Here is a 19,926-nt window from a genome sequence, read left to right as displayed (position 1 = left end):
GTATGAAAAATAAATCCTTTCTGATTATAGGTGGAGGAATTGCAGGTCTGACAGCTGCTATTGCGTTACAGCAATTGGGGCTTGATGTAAAAGTGTATGAGCGTTTTCCAGAAATTCGTCCTGCTGGAGCTGGGATTATGATTGCTCCTAATGCTTTGAAAGCTCTGGCACGCGTAGGATTAGACAAAGCGGTGCAGAATCAAGGCTATGTAAGTCCGAGAGGTATTGCTATTCTAAACAAACAAGGTGCTGTATTATCTGAGATATCTACGAGTACGCAGCAATATACCACGGTATCCATTCATCGGGCAGAATTGCATCAGATACTACTCTCCGCACTTCGACCAGGCACTGTCATTTTTGGAAAGGCTTGCTCAGATTGTAGGCAAGATAATGAGGGTGTAACTGTTACCTTTGTAGATCAGAGTGAAGCCTCAGGAGATTATTTACTAGCGGCCGACGGTATTCATTCGGCTGTAAGGAAGAAGCTGTTTCCTTCCATTAAGTTACGATATTCGGGCTATACATGCTGGCGTGGTATTGCTCCATGCTGGCCGGGTTCGGGTGAAAATTCGCAATTTACTGAAACTTGGGCTGCACAGGGACGTTTTGGTGTCATACCATTAGCAAATGAACGGACCTATTGGTATGCTTTGGTGAATGGACCATCTGGAGATAGGCGGTATGTAGAGTACCGGATTAAGGACATAAGCCAAATCTTCGAGGGTTATCATTCTCCAGTTGCGCAGGTCTTGTCAAAAACCCCTGACGATAAGATGATTCATAACGATATATTTGATTTAGAGACACCTGAACAATTTGTGTCCGGACGTACGCTACTCCTCGGTGATGCTGGACATGCAATAACGCCGAACCTTGGACAAGGGGCATGCCAGGCAATAGAGGATGCTCTAGAGCTTGCACGTTGTTTCATACAGCATTCGTCTGTCGAGTTAGCTTATCAAGCATTTGAGATGAGACGAATAAAAAGGACACGAGCAATCTCTCAGATATCTCTCCAAGTAGGTAAAATTGCTCAATTAGAGAATCCATTTCATTGCGGTTTGCGAAATAGTGTCATGAGACTTACCCCTTCCTCTCTTCAAAATAAGCAAATGAAGGATCTATTCAATGTAGAATTTTAGGCTACATGATCACTATAAGCCTTTCTCTGGTTACATAAATAGAGAGAGGCTTGTTTTCTATCATTTTTTCTTTTTGGCTATCATTACATTAGAAATATTCATATAATTATTATTTTATTTTATTCCAAGTTTATCCATTTTTATTGATTTAATGGTAAATTATATACAAGTAATACAAATATATTTACTTTGGGAGGAAACAATTGTGTTTAAAAACCAAATGAAAAGAGTTATGGCTGTTGGAATGTTGAGTTTTGCTGTTCTGTCAGTAGGGTCTGTAGTTAGTGCTGCACCTATCTCAATAGATCACAGTAAGTACTCTATTGCTCCCGCAAATGAATATTTACAAGGGTTACTATCAAAAGAAGATTATCCTACAATTGAAAGCATTCCGTCCGAAAAAATGGGTGGAGGTTGTTATGCCATTACAAAATATGTTCTGGAGAAAGTCGAAGAAGAGGGTGATAGTTGGCTCGTTACTTATAAAAAGGTTGATGAATAAACTAAAAGACAAAGTTCTTTTCTATATATCGTTCGTTTATGAAAAGGCGCCCTCCAGCGTCTTTTTATGTTGTTTTAGCATAAAGAGCCACAGAATCCGTGGCAAGTCACTCTAGTGTGGTACATAAAAAAATATAAAAACAGGAAGATATGTCAACTTTTCATCTGACACTACCCTTTTTTACCCAATAATTTTGCTGTTCATGCTCCTAGTTCCTACATTGTGACTTTCTACCCTTGTGGTAGTAAATCATATTTTGTTATACCATGTATAGTTCTTGCTTAACAAAAGGAATACCTTTCCAATCAGGAACAGAATGCTAGAAGAAAGGACGTGCTATGGAGCCGATGATGACCATGAAGCCCCCAATGGAAACGTTATATGAAACCGAGTTAAAAGCCCTAGTAGCAAATGACAAAGGGTCTAAGCCACCGAATTGGCTATTGTCTCCAAAGTCTGTCAGAGATTTTATCCTGGGGACAGAGGCTCCGCTAAAGCTAGAGGAAGAAAAAATCACCATCACAAAGAAATTCTATGGTGATGATGTGCTGATTGAAAGAGCTATTGTCTCATTGGCTGGAAATCGAGGGCTTATGCTAGTAGGTGAGCCAGGGACGGCAAAGACGATGCTAAGCGAACTATTATCAGCGGCGATATCTGGGACAAGTACCAATACGATTCAAGGTACTGCTGGAACGACGGAGGACATGATTAAGTACTCCTGGAATTATGCCATGTTACTGGATAAAGGTCCTAGTCTTGATGCTTTAGTCCCTTCTCCTTTATATACCGGGATGAAGAAAGGTATCATTACACGCTTTGAAGAGATTACACGATGCCCCTTCGAAGTCCAAGATGTATTAATTAGCATTTTAAGCGACAAGGTGATGAATATTCCCGAAATTGAGGATGGTATTTTATTTGCAAAACCAGGTTTTAATATCATTGCGACGGCAAACATTCGGGATAAAGGTGTAAATGAAATGAGCAGCGCCTTAAAGCGGAGATTTAATTTTGAAACAATATTTCCTATCAATCATGTAAAAATGGAGGCTCAGATCATTGAATCCCAAGCTAGGAACATGTTGCAACAAAGTGGGGTTGATATTGCTGTTGACTCTTCTATTATCGAAGTCCTAGCTACTACGTTTTTAGAATTGCGGACAGGGGAGACGAGAGAAGGCTATAAAATTGATAGTCCACAAGCTGTCATGAGTACTGCTGAAGCGGTTTCTGTCTATGTACAGAGTGCTATGACCTCTTATTTTTATGACAATAAGCCCATTACCTTGGAACGATTGGTTCAAAATATGCTGGGTGCTGTAGCCAAGGAAAATCATAAGGATATTCATGTTCTGCAAACCTATTTTTCAAAAGTAGTGAAACAAAGGGCAAAGGAAGAGGACTTATGGGGAGATTATTACAATCAGAAGAAATGGATCAGATAACCGAGCTATGTGAGAATAAAATATATAATCTTGCCAGTCAGGTTGTCTATTTCCCAATTCGTCACCACAGCCCTGCTTGTTCTTTTCACCTCCAAAAAACAATTGCGGCGTATAAGCCCGAAATCATTCTGTTGGAAGGGCCAGATAATAGCAATCATATTATAGAAATACTGACTCATGAGGATACCACGCCACCCGTCAGTATCTATTATGCATATAGTAAAAAAGAGCATAACTATACCTGCTATTTCCCCTTGCTAGATTATTCACCTGAGTATGTGGCTTTAAAGGAAGCGAAGCGAAGGGGGATTCCTGCTCAATTCATTGATATAAGCTACGGGAGTCGTCAGGAGAGTATGAGACACGGGCCTTACGATAAACAAGAGTCCAAAAAAATCTCCTATCATGATGAAACCTTGCTTACCAGTTCAATTTTTATTAAACAACTTTGTCAAAAGATGAACTGTCGGCATTTCGATGAACTTTGGGAAAAGGTCTTTGAAGTGGAAGGGATCAAGAAATCTACCGAAGATTTTGTGAAAGAAGTATATACATACTGCTATTTCTCCAGAATGTGTTACGAGGAAGGGATGCTAGAGGCAGAGGGGCATCTGATCCGTGAAGCACACATGAAGAAAAAAATTTTTGAAGCACAAAAAAAATTTGATCGAATCCTCGTCGTTACAGGAGGATTCCATACCTATGGATTACTAGAAGATAGAGTCTCAAACGTTAAAATAAAACAGGTAAAAAATGAAAAAGTCTACCCAATGGTGTACACCTTCCGCGAGGCGGATCATTTGAATGGATATGCAAGTGGAATGCCCTTTGTTAATTACTATGACACTGTCTGGCGGGCAATTCAGAAGAAGCAAGCCCATCCTTATAACAAGAATGCGGTTCTCTTCTTAGCCCAATTAACAAAGAGCTTGCGAGAAAAAGGAGAAACGGCGTCGGTTTCAGACGCTATTGAAGCCTATCATTTAGTTCAGGGGCTTGCTACCTTTCGTTCCAAATCAGAGGGCGGGGCCTATGAATTACTTGATGCTGTTACCTCAGCATTTACAAAAGGAGAGCGGTCACTTGCCACATCACAACCGTTAGAAACATTACAAGAGTTAATGATGGGCAATAAAATTGGTAAAATTGCCAAAAATGATCTAGATGTGCCGATTGTACGCGATTTTAAAGAAAGAGGTAAAAAATATAAGTTACATCTACATACGACCAGTAAAAGTAAGAAAATAGTAGACCTGTATGCTAAACCGCTACATCGAGAGATTAGTTACTTTTTTCACTGTCTACAGTTTTTAGTACCAGAGTTCTGTCAAAAAATTACGGGACCTGATTGGGTGGGCAATCAGCATATTCATGTAGTGAGAGAAAGCTGGGATTATAGCTACTCCTCCTATGTAGAAGCGAGGCTTATCGAAAACTCAATTTATGGAGGAAGCGTTAAAGAAGCGGCGATTCATAAAATTGAGGAGTGTATGAAGGAGCTTCCTGATCATCATAGTAGAGCGGCGGCTAAGTGGCTTTTGAAGTCAATGCTAATGGGGCTAGAGGAATTGAGCGACAAGCTTTTTGATCTGGTGGAGGATTTTGTAAAGAAAGATGGAAGCTTTGTTTCCCTCTGTCAAACTCTTCAAACACTTACAGTTCTTTCTGAACAAAAACGTTTGTTTGCTCTGAAAGAAACGGATCGATTGCAAAAGCTTATAGAGGAAACCTATTACCATGCAGTAACAAAAATCTATGAAATAACAAAGCCTAGTCCAGAAGAAATAAATGACATCGTTGAATACCTGAAATTTCTCTATATGCTTTCCTCCAAGGAGAGCTGGGGTCTATCTGTTGATATTTTTAAAGATCAACTAGTTAGTTTACTTACCGTCAGTGATATTTTGCCTCGTTTTGAAGGCGTTATCATTGCTATTTTATGTAATCTGGACGTATTGGATCGTGAGGAAATAGCGTTAAAAGCAAGGTCATATATGTTTGGTACGCCTGAAAACATGTTACATACTGCTGCGTATTTACAAGGAATATTTACAATAGCCCGTGATGTGTTCCTACACGATAAACAGTTATTGGAGGATTTGAACAAGCTTATTGGCAAGCTGTCTTATGAGGAATTTTTGCAGATCGTACCGGAGCTACGTCTAGCCTTTACTTATTTTACGCCTATGGAAATCATGCTTATTTCAGAGAAAGTAGCTTCTATATTCCAAACTACCGCGGAGGATTTACAAAATCCTGTTATTGAAGAACGACTACTGCAGCAGGTAAGGAAGATGGATCAGGCTATTGAGAAGGAGTTTGCAAAATGGAACCTCATCTAAACAAAGAGAATCTCAATCGCTGGAGGTTATTATTGGGCGAGAATTCGAAGGAAGCGTTAACCAGTATCGATGGCTATAAAGAGGCTGATTTTACCTACTCTGAAATAGATGACATCTTGGGCTATCTCTACAATAGAGAATACAAGGAAGAACAAGGTTATCGAGCAAAGGGTGGACGGGGTGACTCGCAACTAACCGTCCCTACGTGGATACGTAAAATCCGCAAAATTTTTCCTAAGAAAACGGTAGAGACTCTTGAAAAACAAGCGATTGAAAAATATAACATGACAGAGCTACTCACGGACAAAAAAGTACTCGAAAAGCTTGAGCCTAACATGACATTACTAAAAAATATTCTTCAATTTAAAGGATATATGAAAGGCGAAGTGGTCAAAAGCGCCAAGGAAATGGTGCGCAGGGTGGTAGAGGAGCTGAAAAGAACGCTTGAATTTCAAATTAAAACGAGTGTTGTGGGTAAGCGTAATTACCATCGCAGAGGATATATAAAGTCAATAAAAAACTTGGATTATAAAAGAACAATCAGGAAAAATCTGAAGAATTATGATAAACAAAGAAAACGCTTGTTTATAGATGAATTATATTTTCACAGCAATACCCAGCAACAAAATAAATGGAACATTATTATAGCCGTAGATGAGAGCGGAAGCATGCTGGATTCGGTGATATACAGCTCTGTCATGGCAAGCATTTTTCATCAGCTTTCTTCTCTCAAAACTCATCTCATTATCTTTGATACAAAGGTAGTAGATTTGACCGATCAACTAGAAGACCCTGTCGATCTATTGATGAGTGTTCAATTAGGAGGAGGGACACATATTGCAAAGGCTTTGAAATACGGGAAGACTTTGCTCGAAAATCCCAACAAAACAATATTTATCTTAGTGAGCGATTTGGAGGAAGGCTACCCCATTTCGGAGATGTATCGTACAAGTAAAGAGATTATTGATACGGGATGTAGGTTCCTAGTTCTGACTGCTTTGGATTTTGAAGGAAACGGGGTATATAACCAGCACGCAGCACGTACCTTGGCAGATATGGGAGCGCATGTTGCAGCTATTACGCCAGATGAGCTAGCGCGTTGGATTGGTAAGATTATCACTTCATAACCTAGATAAAGCGCATATTAAGGAGGATTTCCAATGGTTTTAAAAAAAATGGCAAGCAATCCGTTAATCTCTCAATTTGCTGATAAATTTGTTAAAGACTACTCTGGACACTACTCCAGACAAAATCCTCAAAACTATTCCATTGACTCCAATCAATATAATCAGATTATTGCTTATGTTTCTGGAGAGTCAGACATCTTTCCCAGTATTCTTGTTCATCCAAAGGTGTATGCCTATGATTGTATGTCTCAGCTAGAAAAGATGGGGAAAAAAGGGACAGACGAAACCTTCTTTAGAGCGGCAGCTGTCCTTTTTAAAACGAGCTCAAATGAAAACCATAGAAGTAACGTACTTCAGATTTGTATTGGTCATTTCGTGAAAACAATCAAGCTGTCGCAAGTAATAAAAGATGTAGAGGAACAAAAACAAATCGCCATTCGCCAACTGTGTGATACGAAGAAATACATAGGAGATGCCGCTATTTCCTTTTATGTCGACACTCTCATTAAAAATTATGTATCGAGTTTAAAGAACTCATATTCCGTCACAGATTCTGCTGTTCCATTGCTACTAACTCTCAACTACCTATCTCTTGTTGATAGCGGTTACCTTGAACAGATTAAGGATCAGATTCCTCCATTTATGTATTACCTGCTTACTGATAATGTAGAGGGATTACAGCAAGAGATTTCGACCGCAATTGAAACACTAGCTTCTGTTACCTTGGCAAAAAGAGATTGTACATCTGCAATTTATTTGGATAAACAAATCCGCAAGCAGAAGATAGAGGCTATCCAAAATCAGTTTAAACAGACTCCTGAGTCACAAACCGAGAAAACACTCAGCCGCTCTGAGTTTCATTTATATGCTACTTTGGTTCCATCAGCTCTTCTCTACAGAGTAAATGTAAGAGGCAGTAAAGCGAATTTCTTAGAACAACAGGCTGAACTAGATCGGGAGCTATTACGTGCAATGAGCTTGCTCTATGAAATTATCCCGCTTGATTTAATCCATTCCTTAACTTACGAACATCGAGAGCTAGAAGTAGATTTGAACCAAATGTTGGAAGGAATCATGCCTATTACAGAGCCGTATGATTTAATTACCTACGCAATTAGGGAAATGCGCGGCTATCGCGTTGAGTGGCAGTCAGTGGAAGAGAGAATACTTGTGAATACCGAGAGATCGAAAAGAGCAATGGTGCTTGTTTCGGATTGGTTAATGAAGGGCTACATGTTCAAGACGCTCCAGGATCACGGGGTTGATATGTCTGATCAGGATATAACGATAGAAGATGTTGTACTTGCTTCTTTAAAGGAAAATAACAGAACTCATAAGCTCTATCGATACCTTACCGGTAAGCTGTCCCTGCAAGAAATATTGGACGAATGTACTCAATCAGCTTCATCTGCTAACAAATTTAATTCCTATGATATAAAGGATCAATTATTTTTGTTCACGTTTCTACAGGTTGAGAATACCATCATTCAGCGATTTGTCGCCTTTTTGAGCCATTATGGGACCCAACAAGAAAATATGTCCCTTATTCATATGCTGTTCTCCTCGTCTGCATTTGACCCGGAGAAATGGATCGCCACGTATGCAGATGATCCGCAAGTGAATATCGACCGTTTTTTACTTCATATTCTTAATTATAAAGGATCAGTTGATTACTACAGTGAACTGTCAGAGGATTCCTATCAAAAAATTGTGTTAGGTAATATCGAAAAAAGTCTACAGTTGTATAGTCAATTAGGTGCAGAAGCAAGAATGTCCATTTTAGAAAATATTTTTGCGAAAAAGAATGAGCTAAATCAAGAGTACTACTATCAAGCCATTCAGTTGGGATTACAAGATACCTCCAAAAAAGCAAGCAGTATAGCGCAAGCAGAGTTTATGAATATAAAAAATAAAGACCTTTATATTCGAATCTATCAGACTGAAAAGAAAGCTAAGCTAAAAGAGTTGGCATTGGACGCCTTACGTGGGATGGAAAACTATCAAAGCATTTATCAGGAGCTATTATCAAATGAGACGAGTAGTAAGTTCAAAACGTTACTTCAAAATTTGATCGATGCTGCTACACAGAGTCCAGATAAAACACTTGCAACATTTGGAAACGTAGTAGACAAAAGAAAGCTAGCACGGTTGAAATGGCTGATGATTGAACAACTGCCCGCACTCCTAGATAAAGAAGGAGGGGAACTGGATGCAGAAGTAAAAGAATACATCTTAACGCAATCTGTTGATTTTATGACGGCACCCAACCCTCTTGTCTTGAAGGTGAAAGACTATGCTGATTCAGGTTCATTAGCTGATTTCGCGATGGAATTATATACGATGTGGCTGGCTAATCAGGCGCCTGCTAAGGAAAAATGGATCTTGTTTGTATGCACCTCTCTTGGAGATCGAAGAATCATAGATGAGTTAAGCCGACAGATCAAGGAGTGGGCTGAAGCAGGACGAGGTGCACTTGCATCTAATGCAGTTAAAGCCCTTTCCTTTATGCAAGAGCTAGCAGCTTTTGTGACTATTGATCAAATGAAACGGACTGTGAAAAATAGACAAGTGAAGGCAGCGGCAACCGAAGCCCTAGCCATGGCAGCACAGAACTTAAAAATAACGCCTGAAGAACTAGAGGATCGGTTAGTTACGACACTGGGCTTTGATCATAGGGGAAAGCGTATTTTTAGCTACGGTCAGAGAACGTTTACCGTAAAAGTAAATAATGACCGCCAATTACATGTAACGAATGATGAAACGGGAAAGGTAGTGAAAAATTTACCTGCACCTGCCCAAAAGGATGATGCCACTTTAGCTGAGCAAGCCAAATTGGAGTTCGCCCAGTTGAAGAAGGATGTAAAAAATCTTGTTACTATCCAATCCTTACGACTTGAAGAATCGCTTTCTAAACAAAGGCTGTGGAGTACAGCAGCTTGGAAGAATCTCTTTGTAGAAAATGTGATGATGCAGAAGTTTGCGATTGGCCTAATCTGGGGTGTGTATGAGGAGGGCAAACTAAAAGATACCTTCCGTTATATGGATGATGGTACCTTCAATACAGTTGATGAAGAAGAGTTTGAATGCAAGGAAGAAGCGCTTATTGGATTGGTGCATCCGATCGAACTCAATAAAGAAGACCTGCAAGCCTGGAAAACACAGTTGGAGGATTATGAAATGAAGCAGCCGTTTCCTCAATTGGATCGTCAGCTTTACTTTCCAACAGAAGAACACCTGAAAAATAATAGAGTTTCCGATCTACCGGAAGAGGAATATTCACCAACTGCTTTTCCAAAAAACCTGGAAAAGTATGGATGGTATAAAGGAATGGCACAGGATGCAGGCTTCTTCTATGAATTTTATAAAGAGTATGGAGATATGATTGTTGAGTTAAAATTCAGTGGTACTAGTATCTCCTATTATGAAGGCATGGAAGACATCTCCTTAGAGAGCCTGGCTTTTTATTCCAATAAGCACGATCGATATTATTACTATGAAAAGAGTCAGCCCTTACCAATTTCCAATATTTCACCTCGTTTATTTAGTGAAACAATTTACGATATCATGCGAGCTACAGGAAAATAATAAGATACCTGCTGAGGTGGGAGAAATCTCACCTCAGTGCTGAAGCTATTTTTCAATGAAGAGGTGCGTATGACGGATTTTTCAATTCAATTTGAGCAATTTATAGCGCTTTGTACAGAAGAATATCTGATCAAACATGCCAACAAAGGCTTATATAATCGTGCCGTGAAGGATATGGAAAAAGGCTTACAAGTAACATTCACGTTTGAATCTGATCATGTGATCTGTAAGCTAGAGGATGAGATCATATGTCATGTAAAAGCTGATATGGATAGTCATGCTTGCAACTGTCCCTCAGATAAAATCTGTAAACATATCATAATCGCTATCTTATCCTATAGGCAAAATTATCAGCCGGAGATAGAAGCGAAGCCTGCCGATTTTTCGTGTCTACTAACACAGCCCTTGGGTGAAATTTATCTCCAGTTTACAGAGGCACAGGTGGAAGAAGTTCTGTTTCGGCTTTCCTATGCAGAGCAGCTAGAGATAGGAGAGGGTTCTTTTCTTACGGTTAAAATGAGCTGGCAGGACGTGGAGGTTTCTTTTACGGAAGAGGCGGATATACGGAAAAGCATTTGTAGCTGTAAGCAAAAAGAGCGCTGTATTCATCGATTAGAAGCTATTCTTAGGTATCGAGCAATGCATCAGGCGATCGACGATTCGTGGTATCAAACACAGAAACAAATCGATTATTCGTTGGACGTGGTTCATGATAGCAAACAGATCATAACAGACATCATTAGTCTGGGCCTCGCTAAACTACCTGAAACGATTTGCGCAAGATTAGAAGTAGTAGCAATTGCAGCACATAATGGGAATTTACCTCAATTGGAAAAGGATATTCGTAATATCCATGGGCAATTAACATTGTTTTTTCAGCGTCACATCCGTTTTTCTAAAGAAGCATTTCTCGAAAAGCTAACAAGTACCTATTTGAGTACGGTTGCCTTAGAAAAAGAACAAAGTCAGGAGCAACTAAGACAAGTAATAGGGCGCTTTAAAAGTAGATACTACACGGTTCCTAGATTGCGTCTATATGCGCTTGGAGCTAATCCGTGGACGACCCGATCCTCCTATAAAGGAATTACCTATTACTTTTACTGCATAGATGATAAAAAGATATATAGCTATACAGATTCAAGACCTGTTTACTATGAGGGAATCGAGTTTCGCTTTAAAGAACAGTATGAACAGAGATCTCCTTGGGGAAGAGAATTGACGATGAATGAATTATCACGATCTCAGCTGGAGCTACGAACATGCAAAGTAAATCAGGAGCAACGCATTTCCTCAAGTGAGGAGACGTTGTTAGAAATGAAGCCAAGAGAAGCAATTGAAAATGTGGATTTCGGGGATTTCCTTGTCCAAAATTGGAATGAGAGGCATGATAAAGATCAGCACGTAGCTTTATTCCAAGGTAGACGGGAGCAACTGGCCATAGTACAAGTAAGAAAGGTAAACAGCTCGACTTATGATCAAGGAACGCAGAATTTTACCTTTACCATCATTGATCAGAAGGGCCATGAGCTAGTCATGACGATTCCCTATAACAAGGAATGGGAAGAGACGATTCCTTTTTTAGAGAAGGATGAGAAGTTTTTGGAGCTCCGCGACTTTTATATATTTGTTCACGTTTATGAAGACAATATCTATCCAATCAGCTTTTTAAAAGAAGGGGCAGTGACCAATCTGAAGCTGGATTTTTAGGGGCGTGATGCATGATGAATGCACTGGAGCAGCTGGTTGATCAAATAAATCCCTGGAGCGAACGACTTTTGTTAAAGGGACTAGCAAAAATAAATGAGCAAGACATGCAGGAGGTAAAACAATTTATCATAGCTGCACAACAAATGGACATGAAATTTTTGGTTCAGTTGCTAGAGAGAATTGAGGCGCAGGGGAGGGCTTATGTACGAAATAGTAGGGAAGATATTATAGATGTAACACAAAGCTATTTTTATGTTTGTCAGTATATGGAGTTTATTAGGAAAAAAACCTCTTCTATTGTAGAATAGTTTTTTTGTTCCTTTTCTCTCTAAAAAATCAGAGCCTGTTAAAAAGTAGTTGAAATAACAGGCTCTGAATACGTTTGGACCTCATTTGGAAGATACTCTGGTTGTTACTCTACTGATTTGCATAAATCTTGCTAGAGCCACTATCAGTTCTGTAGCCTTCTGTTTCGCTATAACCCAAGGGAGTATCTTCATTGTGTAGAGACTCGCGATAATATTTGTCTAAATACCTGCTCAAATCACCCATTTGTCCACGAGGGATAGACTTTTTGTAACAATATAATGCTTATTATTGGGACTTTTTGTAGGAGAAACATTACTTTTTTATGTTTTGTCGAGAAGAAATAGATAAAATATCGAAGATAGTGACTATAGAAAACAAAATCAGCCATTCCCAAATAATTGTTAAGGAAATGTTTTGTGTACCAATCCAATAAGGGACAGTGGCCAGAACTACAGATGTTATAACTGTCCATATAAGTCTCTTTTTTACGTATTCTTGAAAATTATTCACTTTCTATGGTCTCCTCTCGTTTTTCGTTTATACTACTATAACTACGATCAAAAAGTGCATTTCATTTATAATGAAGTGCACTTTTTGATTCAACCTTCTATTTTTAATCACATGCCGAATACCAACGCGTTGGAACATAAAGGTAGCAGTCTAGATAAATTCCGCAACCCTCATCTTGTTCTAAGAATGACCATAAAGTAAGAGCAGCCGCTGCGGTAGTAAAAGCTGAAAACCAGCTAGGCGGTCTCTTCCCATGTTTCTCCATGAGATATTGGACAGTTCCTATGAAGGTACCTACAGTTACTGAAGTTTTTAGTCCTATTTTATCTTTTAAATCCTCCACAAAGTCATGGGACCAATAAATTTGGAGTCCCCACCAAGTAAAGTCATAATCCCAATATTCATCATGATCAATAGCCGACATTTTTGATTCAGTTGCTTTATCTATTAATGTACCCTTTGAAGAAATTACTAGTTCGTCCTTAATATCGCTAATTTGAGCATTGCTCTTATTGATTATCTCTAATGCTTTGTTATAAGTATCTTTATCTAAATCTTTTTTTGCTTTCTCTGAAAGAGAGAATTGTTTAGTTTTTGCGTCAAGATTAACATATGGTGATACATTGTTAATGAATTCTTCCGTTATTGTTTGTTTTTCAGATAGTTCTTGGGATTGTACGTTACTACTAGAATGGCTTAAATCGTATGCAAAAGCAGGTGTTACTGAGGAAAACATAGCTAAGCTACAAAGGACAATAAATGATCGACGTAACTTCTTCATAGAGAACCCCCTAATTTTAGAATTTTCCTTAAATATACCAATTAGCAAAAACTTACAAATGATTTGTCTTGCTGGTTCTGTCGATTTCCTTATAGGTCTGTTTTGTTTCAGGATTTGGCTTTATTCTTCAGTTCAAGACGGCGGGCAAACCATTGGTGTTAGCTTTTGTTTTCTGATTCTTGCATTCTCACTTTCTCGATGAGAGTCACCCCATACTAGCGACATGTAAAGACCTCCTAGTGTTACCTCAATGGATTAAGTAATCGATAAAATCCCCCCAATCTCGTTTATTGACACAACTATATCATGATTCCCATTTTTTTCCTCAGTCCACGAAAAGTAGAACTTTTAAAAAAACAGGGACAAAGCGAATAAATTATACAAAAGTTAATTTACATAATTACCTATTATATGTAAAATATGGATTGTATTCAATATTTTTAGGAGGGAATGAAATAATGGGGGCTTTAGAAATCGGAAATCTTTTCGAACAATATCGGATCAGGAAGAATATTTCGATCAGTGAGTTATCAGAAAATACAGGCATCAGTAAAAGTGTACTTTATCGTGTTTTAAATGGAGAAACAAAACATCCTAGCGTTAACAGTTGTAAAAAGATTATGAATGCCTTAGACATACCTCTTGGCGAATTTATTCACGCTTTCATAGTGCTTACGCAACGTCCAACTACGTTACAAGTACTCCTTGCAGACGCTATCTCCATTAACGATAAGGAGCTTATTATAAAAATAGCCCAAAAGCTACTAGAATCTCCTAGAATGGATTCATTTCTTTCTATGGATTATCTACTCCAATTTTTGAGGCAAGTAGAAAACAAAGATATCAAACTAGTAATATACGATGTAATAATTGACTACTCCCGTCAAAGAGGAATTCCTTATTATCTTAGTAAGACTTTGTTTAATCGTTATCAAATCGAAAGAGATGATTTTTCACGTTTTGAAGAAACGTACCATAGAGCAAAGGAAATTCTTCATTACACTAATTTTTTACACCCTACAGAGAGAATTTTGCTATATTATCGCTTGGGAGTACATGCTTATATTCTTGGATATTTCAAAGAATGTATTACCCTATGTGATAAAGGTGTTTTCGAAGATCAAGCTGATAGTAGAGAAAAAGCTTCAGCTCTCATTTCTATGATTAATTCATATATTCGATTGGGTGATCTGGATCTTGCATATTCTTATTTACAGCAATACGAAAAAAGCCAATATATAGACTATAGAAAGAAGCATCTCCAAGCGCTTTTGTTTGGAAAGAATCAGCAGTATGAGAAAGCAGTTACCCTTAATGTTTAAAAGAAGCAGAACAGGACGTACATATTTCAATTGTTAGCGATTTATTAGAGGTTTATTTAGAATCAGGAAATAACACAATGATTGAAAACTTAATTGAACAAGAAGATCAATTCTTATCTTCAAAAACGATTGATCATCCTTATCGAATACAACTTGCAGCCAGATATTATAAGCGAAAGGGAACATGTTTACTTGCCATTAACAAAATTGAGGAAGGTTCCAAAAGTCTAATGCAAAGCATTTCTCTTTATCGACAGTTAGGAGCTTCTAAACAGATTGTAGAATGTACGTGCATTTTGTTGAAGTACCATTGTCAGAACGAAACAAACTTGTCATTTGAGTATATGGAATTATACTCAAAAATTTGTAATAATGTATAAAAAAGGAAATGAGGAGAAGCTCCATGAAAAAACTTCTTCTAGCTATGGTTTTTGTTTTATTCGTTTCACCTAGTGTCTTACCAAAAGAAAATGGGGTTGGGTATATACATGTAAATACTGCTGAACCTGATTGGTAATCCCAACATTTAGTGTAAGCCAAACGTCCGAATCCTAAATTCGGGCGTTTTTACTGGTGGCGATGTAAGAGGTGAAGAGTCTTTGAAAAAGAAGTTTTATAACGATTACAAAAATAGACCACCATATAGCAGTTATCTGTTGTTTACTGTCTTGTCTTGGATTACATTAAAAAAATACATTTCGTTGAAAAATACAAAGAACATTTTAATCAAAAAATGGAATTTGGAAAACTGATTAGATAAAAATAAGTATAGCTTTCAGGATGTTATTTTGAAGGAGGATGAAAGAAATGAAAGGGAAATTACTGTCGGTGGCGTTAGTCTTAGGGATGTTTGGTAATTTGGTCGTTCAATACGGTCACGGAATGGGAGGGTAATACATTCTGATAAATTACTAGTATACCAACCAATGCATCTCTTAAAGAGGGATAAGGCAAATGACTAAAGAGACTTTGGAACAAAGGTTAGAATACGTTAATAAAGTAAATACTATACTGAGCTTAGTGACAGATGATGATGATCGGGGTAATTTGGAAAAGTCTTTAAGTCTGTTGCGTGATCTGATTCACGAAACAGAGAGCCTCATAAAATACTGAACTAACCAGAAGTAAGATAGTTCAATCGCCGCCATACCACGAGGCGGTTTTCTTTTGCTCGAAAATCAACATTAAAATTTAACATAGCCATTTTTTAAATTATTAATTTGCACAGTACCCCAACCCGAGGCAGTTGGAAGCTCAATCTTTGACAAAGTAACTTTCATCTCAAACGTCTTCCTGTAGTGTCATCTATTCTCTGTGTTCTACAATATACTGCATTTCGCCCTTACCTTCTATAAAAAATCGTTCGTCTGCTGTAAGTTACCGATGTTGTCTAAAGTTGTTACCCATGTACTATGTTTTTGATAAAATATTTCGCTCCAAATTCTGGATATTTTGCATATTTCCTTGATTTTTTACATACTCTTGTTCAAAAGAGGTAAGGCTTCTTTGAATATCAGTAGCTTTTTTGTTGACATAAAAATTCATAACCATTTTAAAAAAATGGGTATTCGCCTAACACAATTCATTTCCGTTTATCATTCAATATAGAGAGATTGATAGGAGGTGTAAATGTTGTGTCTAGACACATATGTAAGTCAGATGAAAAAATTACTTATGTTACGAATGATTTTCTTCCACAATTCATTAGTCCTACTAACATAGTGCCTGCAGTCATCAATTTGAATAGCGCCTCAAATTCATTCGGCATTATCTTTGATCCAACCACTGACTCAATTACTATTATCAAAAGCACAATATTTCTAACGCAATTTAGTATACAGGTCTCTAATGTTGCTTCACCTCCCCCGGCAAATCCTAACCTGCTTGTAAAATTTGAGTTACTTCAAAATGGGGAAACGATTATCCCGTCTCAAACAAGCTTTCATATCAATCTCGATACTACTTATGTGAATTCCTCTCTGTTACCTCAATTCTTTCATAAGGGGGATAAGATTCAGGTAGTATTGTCCTCCCCAAATCCTATACCTGCTGACACATTACTCCGGATTGATTTTGCTAGCATTACGATTTTTGATATTGATTAAAAGTGTATAAAGAAGTTCAGTTTTTTCTTCAGACATTGTGAAGGGGATTCCTAGGTAACTACCTTGGGGAATCCCCTTGAATTGTAGAGCTTATTTATTTGATTTATCCGTTTATTTTCTAATACCTTTTTTAAAAATTGCAGATCCTCAAATTTATCATTGGGGGTAAACGAGATCGATTGTAGGGGTGAAGCATTCTTTTCAACCTACTGTTTCCACAATCCTATTTCACTTTGGTGGGTGGTAAGCCAATGAAATAGTTTATACAAATAGAAAATCAAAGCTTAGTTTGGTAAAGTGAATGTTATCGAAATATAAAACCTGCCTTTTTGAAAACGATCAATGATATGCATGGAAAGCTGTAGGTAAATGATTGATATTGGTGGTGTACATTAGTATGGACGACACAACATGCAGGAGTAGCACTGATAGATGTATGCTTGATGAGTTATCCTTCAGGCTTCGATCCATTGAGGTTGTGAAGGGTGGGGCTCTTTGCCAATTGAAGCAGCAACTGGTCTTTTCCTATGCGCTTATTGTCATGACCAGTGGAGAGGTACAGCTTGTACTGGATCATCAGCAATGTGAACTGGACAGAAATTCGGTGTACGTATGTATGCCAGGGCAAACCTTTGGAACAATTGCATTGAGTGAGGAAATGGAGCTATATGTGCTTTATTTCGATGTATTTAGGCATGAGATCAATCATGTAAGCTATATGGCGGTAAGCAAGGATGAGCAATTATTTCCTTATAAAGGGAAAATATCGGTTTACCCTCCTGATAAATTGCCATCCATGTGTGATGAATTGTATCGTCGTTGGCAAGGTAGGACTAGTACAGGGAGTTTTCGTTGCCAGATTGATTTTCAGGAAATCCTGTTCTATATCAATAAGAATTGTCGAACGAAGCCAGAAAACGCATATTCGGCACTCGAATATGTAAAGCAATACATGGAAGAACACTATACGGATTCTTTAACGATCGATCAATTAGCGCAGGTGGCCGAAATCAGTCCGAAATATTTTGTAGATTTGTTCAAAAAAAAATATGGGATAAGCGCTATGGAGTATGTTGCAGAGCTACGTTTACAGCAAGCTAAGCGACTCATGGCACAATCAGATGCTAGACTGCGCGATATCGCTCATCAGGTGGGCTACGCAGATGAATTCTATTTCAGTCGTAAATTTAAGAAGGAGATAGGCGTTTCACCAAATGTTTATATGAAAAGTCGCCGTCGAAAGCTGGTTGCTTACAGTCCTTCGCATATAGGTTATTTATTACCGTTAAATATTATGCCGTATGCCGCCCCACTTCACCCCAAGTGGACGGAGTATTATTATCGGGAATATCGCAATGATATCCCTGTCCATATTAGCGCATATCGTCAAAATCAGAACTGGCAGGCAAATATAGAGCTGCTTACACAGATACCCGCAGACGTTATTATTGCAAACGATGACCTTCACGAGACAGAAAAGCAGGCTTTGGAGAAGATAGCTCCTGTCTTCTATCTCTCTGTCTCCCAGATGGAATGGCGTCAGCAGTTTCGCCTTCTGGCCGATTTTTTTGGGGAGTCTTGGCAAACGGAGAAATGGCTTGATGAATATGATCGAAAGCTTCAAACAGTAAGAGAGCAATTACAACCTGGGATTGAGGAGGAAACGGTTGTTGTTGTACGATTGTTACAGCAAAATATGTTTGTACACAGTAACCGGGGGATAGCAGGTATGCTGTACGATGAATTGCAATTTAGACCGACATGTGTTAGCAAACTAGTAAATAATCATAAGCCCATTTCCATAGAGGGGCTTAAAGCGTTGAATGCTGATCGACTTTTCATGATGATTCGTCAAGAAAGTGAAACGTTGGCCAGCTGGGAAAAAATTCAGAATAAACCACAGTGGCAAACCATTTCGGCAGTTCAGCAGAACAAAATCCATATGCTTACTTCTGATCCGTGGCTGGAATACTCCCCACATGCGCATCTTCGAATGCTTGATCATATCACTCAATTAATAGCTGTAAATCGTCCATAAAAGTTCTGGATATTGTCTATGGCACTATGATAGCTAATTCGCTATGATCAATATTGATAATGATTATCATTTGAGTAGATACAACAGATAGCTCAAGACGAAATGTTTCACCAAGATGCTTTTTCTCCTGCGTGAAGTATATGATCGGCTTGTAGGTAGCTGTGAGGAGAGGTGAATTTGGCGATGAAACATGAAGAAGAACGTTCAGCCTTCGCCATTCCGGGGGCAGAGCAGTGGACGGTAACAAGTAATCGTGGTGCTATATACCGAATTATGGTGTACAAGCCAGATGTACCTGCACCCGAAACGGGTTTTCCGGTTATTTATATGTTGGATGCCAATTCAGCGTTTGGCTCGATGGCGGAGACAGTTCGCTTGCGGACGCGTGGGCCACATATGCTGGAACCAGCTGTGGTAGTTGGTATTGGTTATGATACAAACCAGCCTTTTGAAACGAATCGACGGTTCTATGATTATACCGTGTTTGCAGATAAAACTGAGCTCCCTGATCGCAAAGATGGCTCTGAATGGCCAACAACTGGTGGGGCAGACTTATTTTTGACATTTATTGAAGAAGAATTGAAGCCGTTGATTGAACAGGAGATTTCAATTGACCGTAATCGCCAAACGTTATTTGGCCATTCATTGGGCGGGCTGTTTACATTATATACGATGTTTACAAAACGTCAGGCTTTTCAGGTTTATGCAGCAGGAAGTCCATCGATTTGGTGGAAAAATCAATTTCTGTTTCCATTAGCAGAACGTTTTGCTAAGGAGGCGCAGGATTCAACATCAGAACCTTTACAAACTAGTCTTCTGATAGGGATAGGTAGTGAGGAAAAGGCAGAAATGATCGTGGATGCTAAAGAAATGCATGATCGTTTATCTTCTAGTAATATTCCTGGCTTACAAGTACAATATCGTTGCTTTGATGAAGAGAATCATCTATCAGTTATTCTACCTTTTATAGGACTTGTCATTCAATCTGCTTTGGCATGGAAATAA

At 38.5% G+C, this 19,926-nt stretch carries 14 protein-coding genes; 13 read left to right on the top strand and 1 reads right to left on the bottom strand.

Annotated elements, in window-relative coordinates:
• Positions 1-2: 2 nt before the first annotated feature.
• From BrL25_RS04260 to BrL25_RS04225, 8 genes are all read left to right on the top strand, one after another.
• Positions 3-1,145, top strand: a complete 1,143-nt coding sequence (locus BrL25_RS04260) for an FAD-dependent monooxygenase (protein ID WP_018671907.1) — start codon at positions 3-5, stop codon at positions 1,143-1,145.
• A 205-nt stretch (positions 1,146-1,350) separates the two neighbouring features.
• Positions 1,351-1,647, top strand: a complete 297-nt coding sequence (locus tag BrL25_RS04255; protein ID WP_018671906.1) for a hypothetical protein — start codon at positions 1,351-1,353, stop codon at positions 1,645-1,647.
• A 347-nt stretch (positions 1,648-1,994) separates the two neighbouring features.
• The gene (locus BrL25_RS04250; protein WP_026315181.1) at positions 1,995-3,095 is read left to right on the top strand and encodes an ATP-binding protein; all 1,101 of its coding nucleotides are present in this window, start codon (positions 1,995-1,997) and stop codon (positions 3,093-3,095) included.
• Positions 3,056-5,437: a DUF5682 family protein gene (locus BrL25_RS04245; RefSeq protein WP_018671904.1), complete on the top strand. Its 2,382-nt coding sequence runs from the start codon at positions 3,056-3,058 to the stop codon at positions 5,435-5,437. The genes BrL25_RS04250 and BrL25_RS04245 overlap by 40 nt, the downstream gene beginning before the upstream one ends.
• On the top strand, positions 5,422-6,564 hold the full coding sequence (locus BrL25_RS04240) for a VWA domain-containing protein (RefSeq protein WP_018671903.1): 1,143 nt from the start codon (positions 5,422-5,424) through the stop codon (positions 6,562-6,564). The genes BrL25_RS04245 and BrL25_RS04240 overlap by 16 nt, the downstream gene beginning before the upstream one ends.
• A gap of 33 nt (positions 6,565-6,597) precedes the next feature.
• On the top strand, positions 6,598-10,149 hold the full coding sequence (locus tag BrL25_RS04235; RefSeq protein ID WP_018671902.1) for a DUF4132 domain-containing protein: 3,552 nt from the start codon (positions 6,598-6,600) through the stop codon (positions 10,147-10,149).
• Between the two features lie 69 nt (positions 10,150-10,218).
• Positions 10,219-11,856, top strand: a complete 1,638-nt coding sequence (locus BrL25_RS04230) for a hypothetical protein (protein ID WP_026315180.1) — start codon at positions 10,219-10,221, stop codon at positions 11,854-11,856.
• A gap of 11 nt (positions 11,857-11,867) precedes the next feature.
• Positions 11,868-12,164, top strand: a complete 297-nt coding sequence (locus BrL25_RS04225) for a hypothetical protein (RefSeq protein WP_018671900.1) — start codon at positions 11,868-11,870, stop codon at positions 12,162-12,164.
• Between the two features lie 614 nt (positions 12,165-12,778).
• Here the strand turns inward: BrL25_RS04225 and BrL25_RS04215 are convergent.
• Complete coding sequence (locus tag BrL25_RS04215; protein WP_018671898.1) at positions 12,779-13,456, bottom strand: hypothetical protein; 678 nt, start codon at positions 13,454-13,456, stop codon at positions 12,779-12,781.
• Positions 13,457-13,914: 458 nt separating this feature from the next.
• Between BrL25_RS04215 and BrL25_RS04210 the strand changes: the two genes are divergently transcribed.
• From BrL25_RS04210 to BrL25_RS04195, 5 genes are all read left to right on the top strand, one after another.
• The gene (locus BrL25_RS04210) at positions 13,915-14,778 is read left to right on the top strand and encodes a helix-turn-helix domain-containing protein (RefSeq protein ID WP_018671896.1); all 864 of its coding nucleotides are present in this window, start codon (positions 13,915-13,917) and stop codon (positions 14,776-14,778) included.
• Between the two features lie 77 nt (positions 14,779-14,855).
• Positions 14,856-15,158, top strand: coding sequence for a hypothetical protein (locus BrL25_RS25485; protein WP_018671895.1), 303 nt, complete (start codon positions 14,856-14,858; stop codon positions 15,156-15,158).
• A 1,254-nt stretch (positions 15,159-16,412) separates the two neighbouring features.
• The gene (locus BrL25_RS04205) at positions 16,413-16,883 is read left to right on the top strand and encodes a hypothetical protein (RefSeq protein ID WP_018671890.1); all 471 of its coding nucleotides are present in this window, start codon (positions 16,413-16,415) and stop codon (positions 16,881-16,883) included.
• Positions 16,884-17,280: 397 nt separating this feature from the next.
• Positions 17,281-18,921: an AraC family transcriptional regulator gene (locus BrL25_RS04200; RefSeq protein WP_026315179.1), complete on the top strand. Its 1,641-nt coding sequence runs from the start codon at positions 17,281-17,283 to the stop codon at positions 18,919-18,921.
• A 183-nt stretch (positions 18,922-19,104) separates the two neighbouring features.
• Entirely contained in the window at positions 19,105-19,926 is an 822-nt protein-coding gene (locus tag BrL25_RS04195; protein WP_026315178.1) for an alpha/beta hydrolase, read from the top strand.

The organism is Brevibacillus laterosporus DSM 25 (genome assembly GCF_002706795.1).
Lineage (GTDB): Bacteria > Bacillota > Bacilli > Brevibacillales > Brevibacillaceae > Brevibacillus_B > Brevibacillus_B laterosporus.
The sequence above is the reverse complement of the archived record's forward strand: the minus strand, read 5'-3'. Positions and strand labels throughout refer to the sequence as shown.

What these genes read in the sequence shown, in the direction of transcription:
- BrL25_RS04260 (WP_018671907.1), top strand. Translation starts at nt 3, where the DNA reads ATGAAAAATAAATCCTTTCTGATTATAGGTGGAGGAATTGCAGGTCTG.
- BrL25_RS04250 (WP_026315181.1), top strand. Translation starts at nt 1,995, where the DNA reads ATGATGACCATGAAGCCCCCAATGGAAACGTTATATGAAACCGAGTTA.
- BrL25_RS04245 (WP_018671904.1), top strand. Translation starts at nt 3,056, where the DNA reads ATGGGGAGATTATTACAATCAGAAGAAATGGATCAGATAACCGAGCTA.
- BrL25_RS04240 (WP_018671903.1), top strand. Translation starts at nt 5,422, where the DNA reads ATGGAACCTCATCTAAACAAAGAGAATCTCAATCGCTGGAGGTTATTA.
- BrL25_RS04235 (WP_018671902.1), top strand. Translation starts at nt 6,598, where the DNA reads ATGGTTTTAAAAAAAATGGCAAGCAATCCGTTAATCTCTCAATTTGCT.
- BrL25_RS04230 (WP_026315180.1), top strand. Translation starts at nt 10,219, where the DNA reads ATGACGGATTTTTCAATTCAATTTGAGCAATTTATAGCGCTTTGTACA.
- BrL25_RS04225 (WP_018671900.1), top strand. Translation starts at nt 11,868, where the DNA reads ATGATGAATGCACTGGAGCAGCTGGTTGATCAAATAAATCCCTGGAGC.
- BrL25_RS04215 (WP_018671898.1), bottom strand. Translation starts at nt 13,456, where the DNA reads ATGAAGAAGTTACGTCGATCATTTATTGTCCTTTGTAGCTTAGCTATG.
- BrL25_RS04210 (WP_018671896.1), top strand. Translation starts at nt 13,915, where the DNA reads ATGGGGGCTTTAGAAATCGGAAATCTTTTCGAACAATATCGGATCAGG.
- BrL25_RS25485 (WP_018671895.1), top strand. Translation starts at nt 14,856, where the DNA reads ATGATTGAAAACTTAATTGAACAAGAAGATCAATTCTTATCTTCAAAA.
- BrL25_RS04200 (WP_026315179.1), top strand. Translation starts at nt 17,281, where the DNA reads ATGGACGACACAACATGCAGGAGTAGCACTGATAGATGTATGCTTGAT.
- BrL25_RS04195 (WP_026315178.1), top strand. Translation starts at nt 19,105, where the DNA reads ATGAAACATGAAGAAGAACGTTCAGCCTTCGCCATTCCGGGGGCAGAG.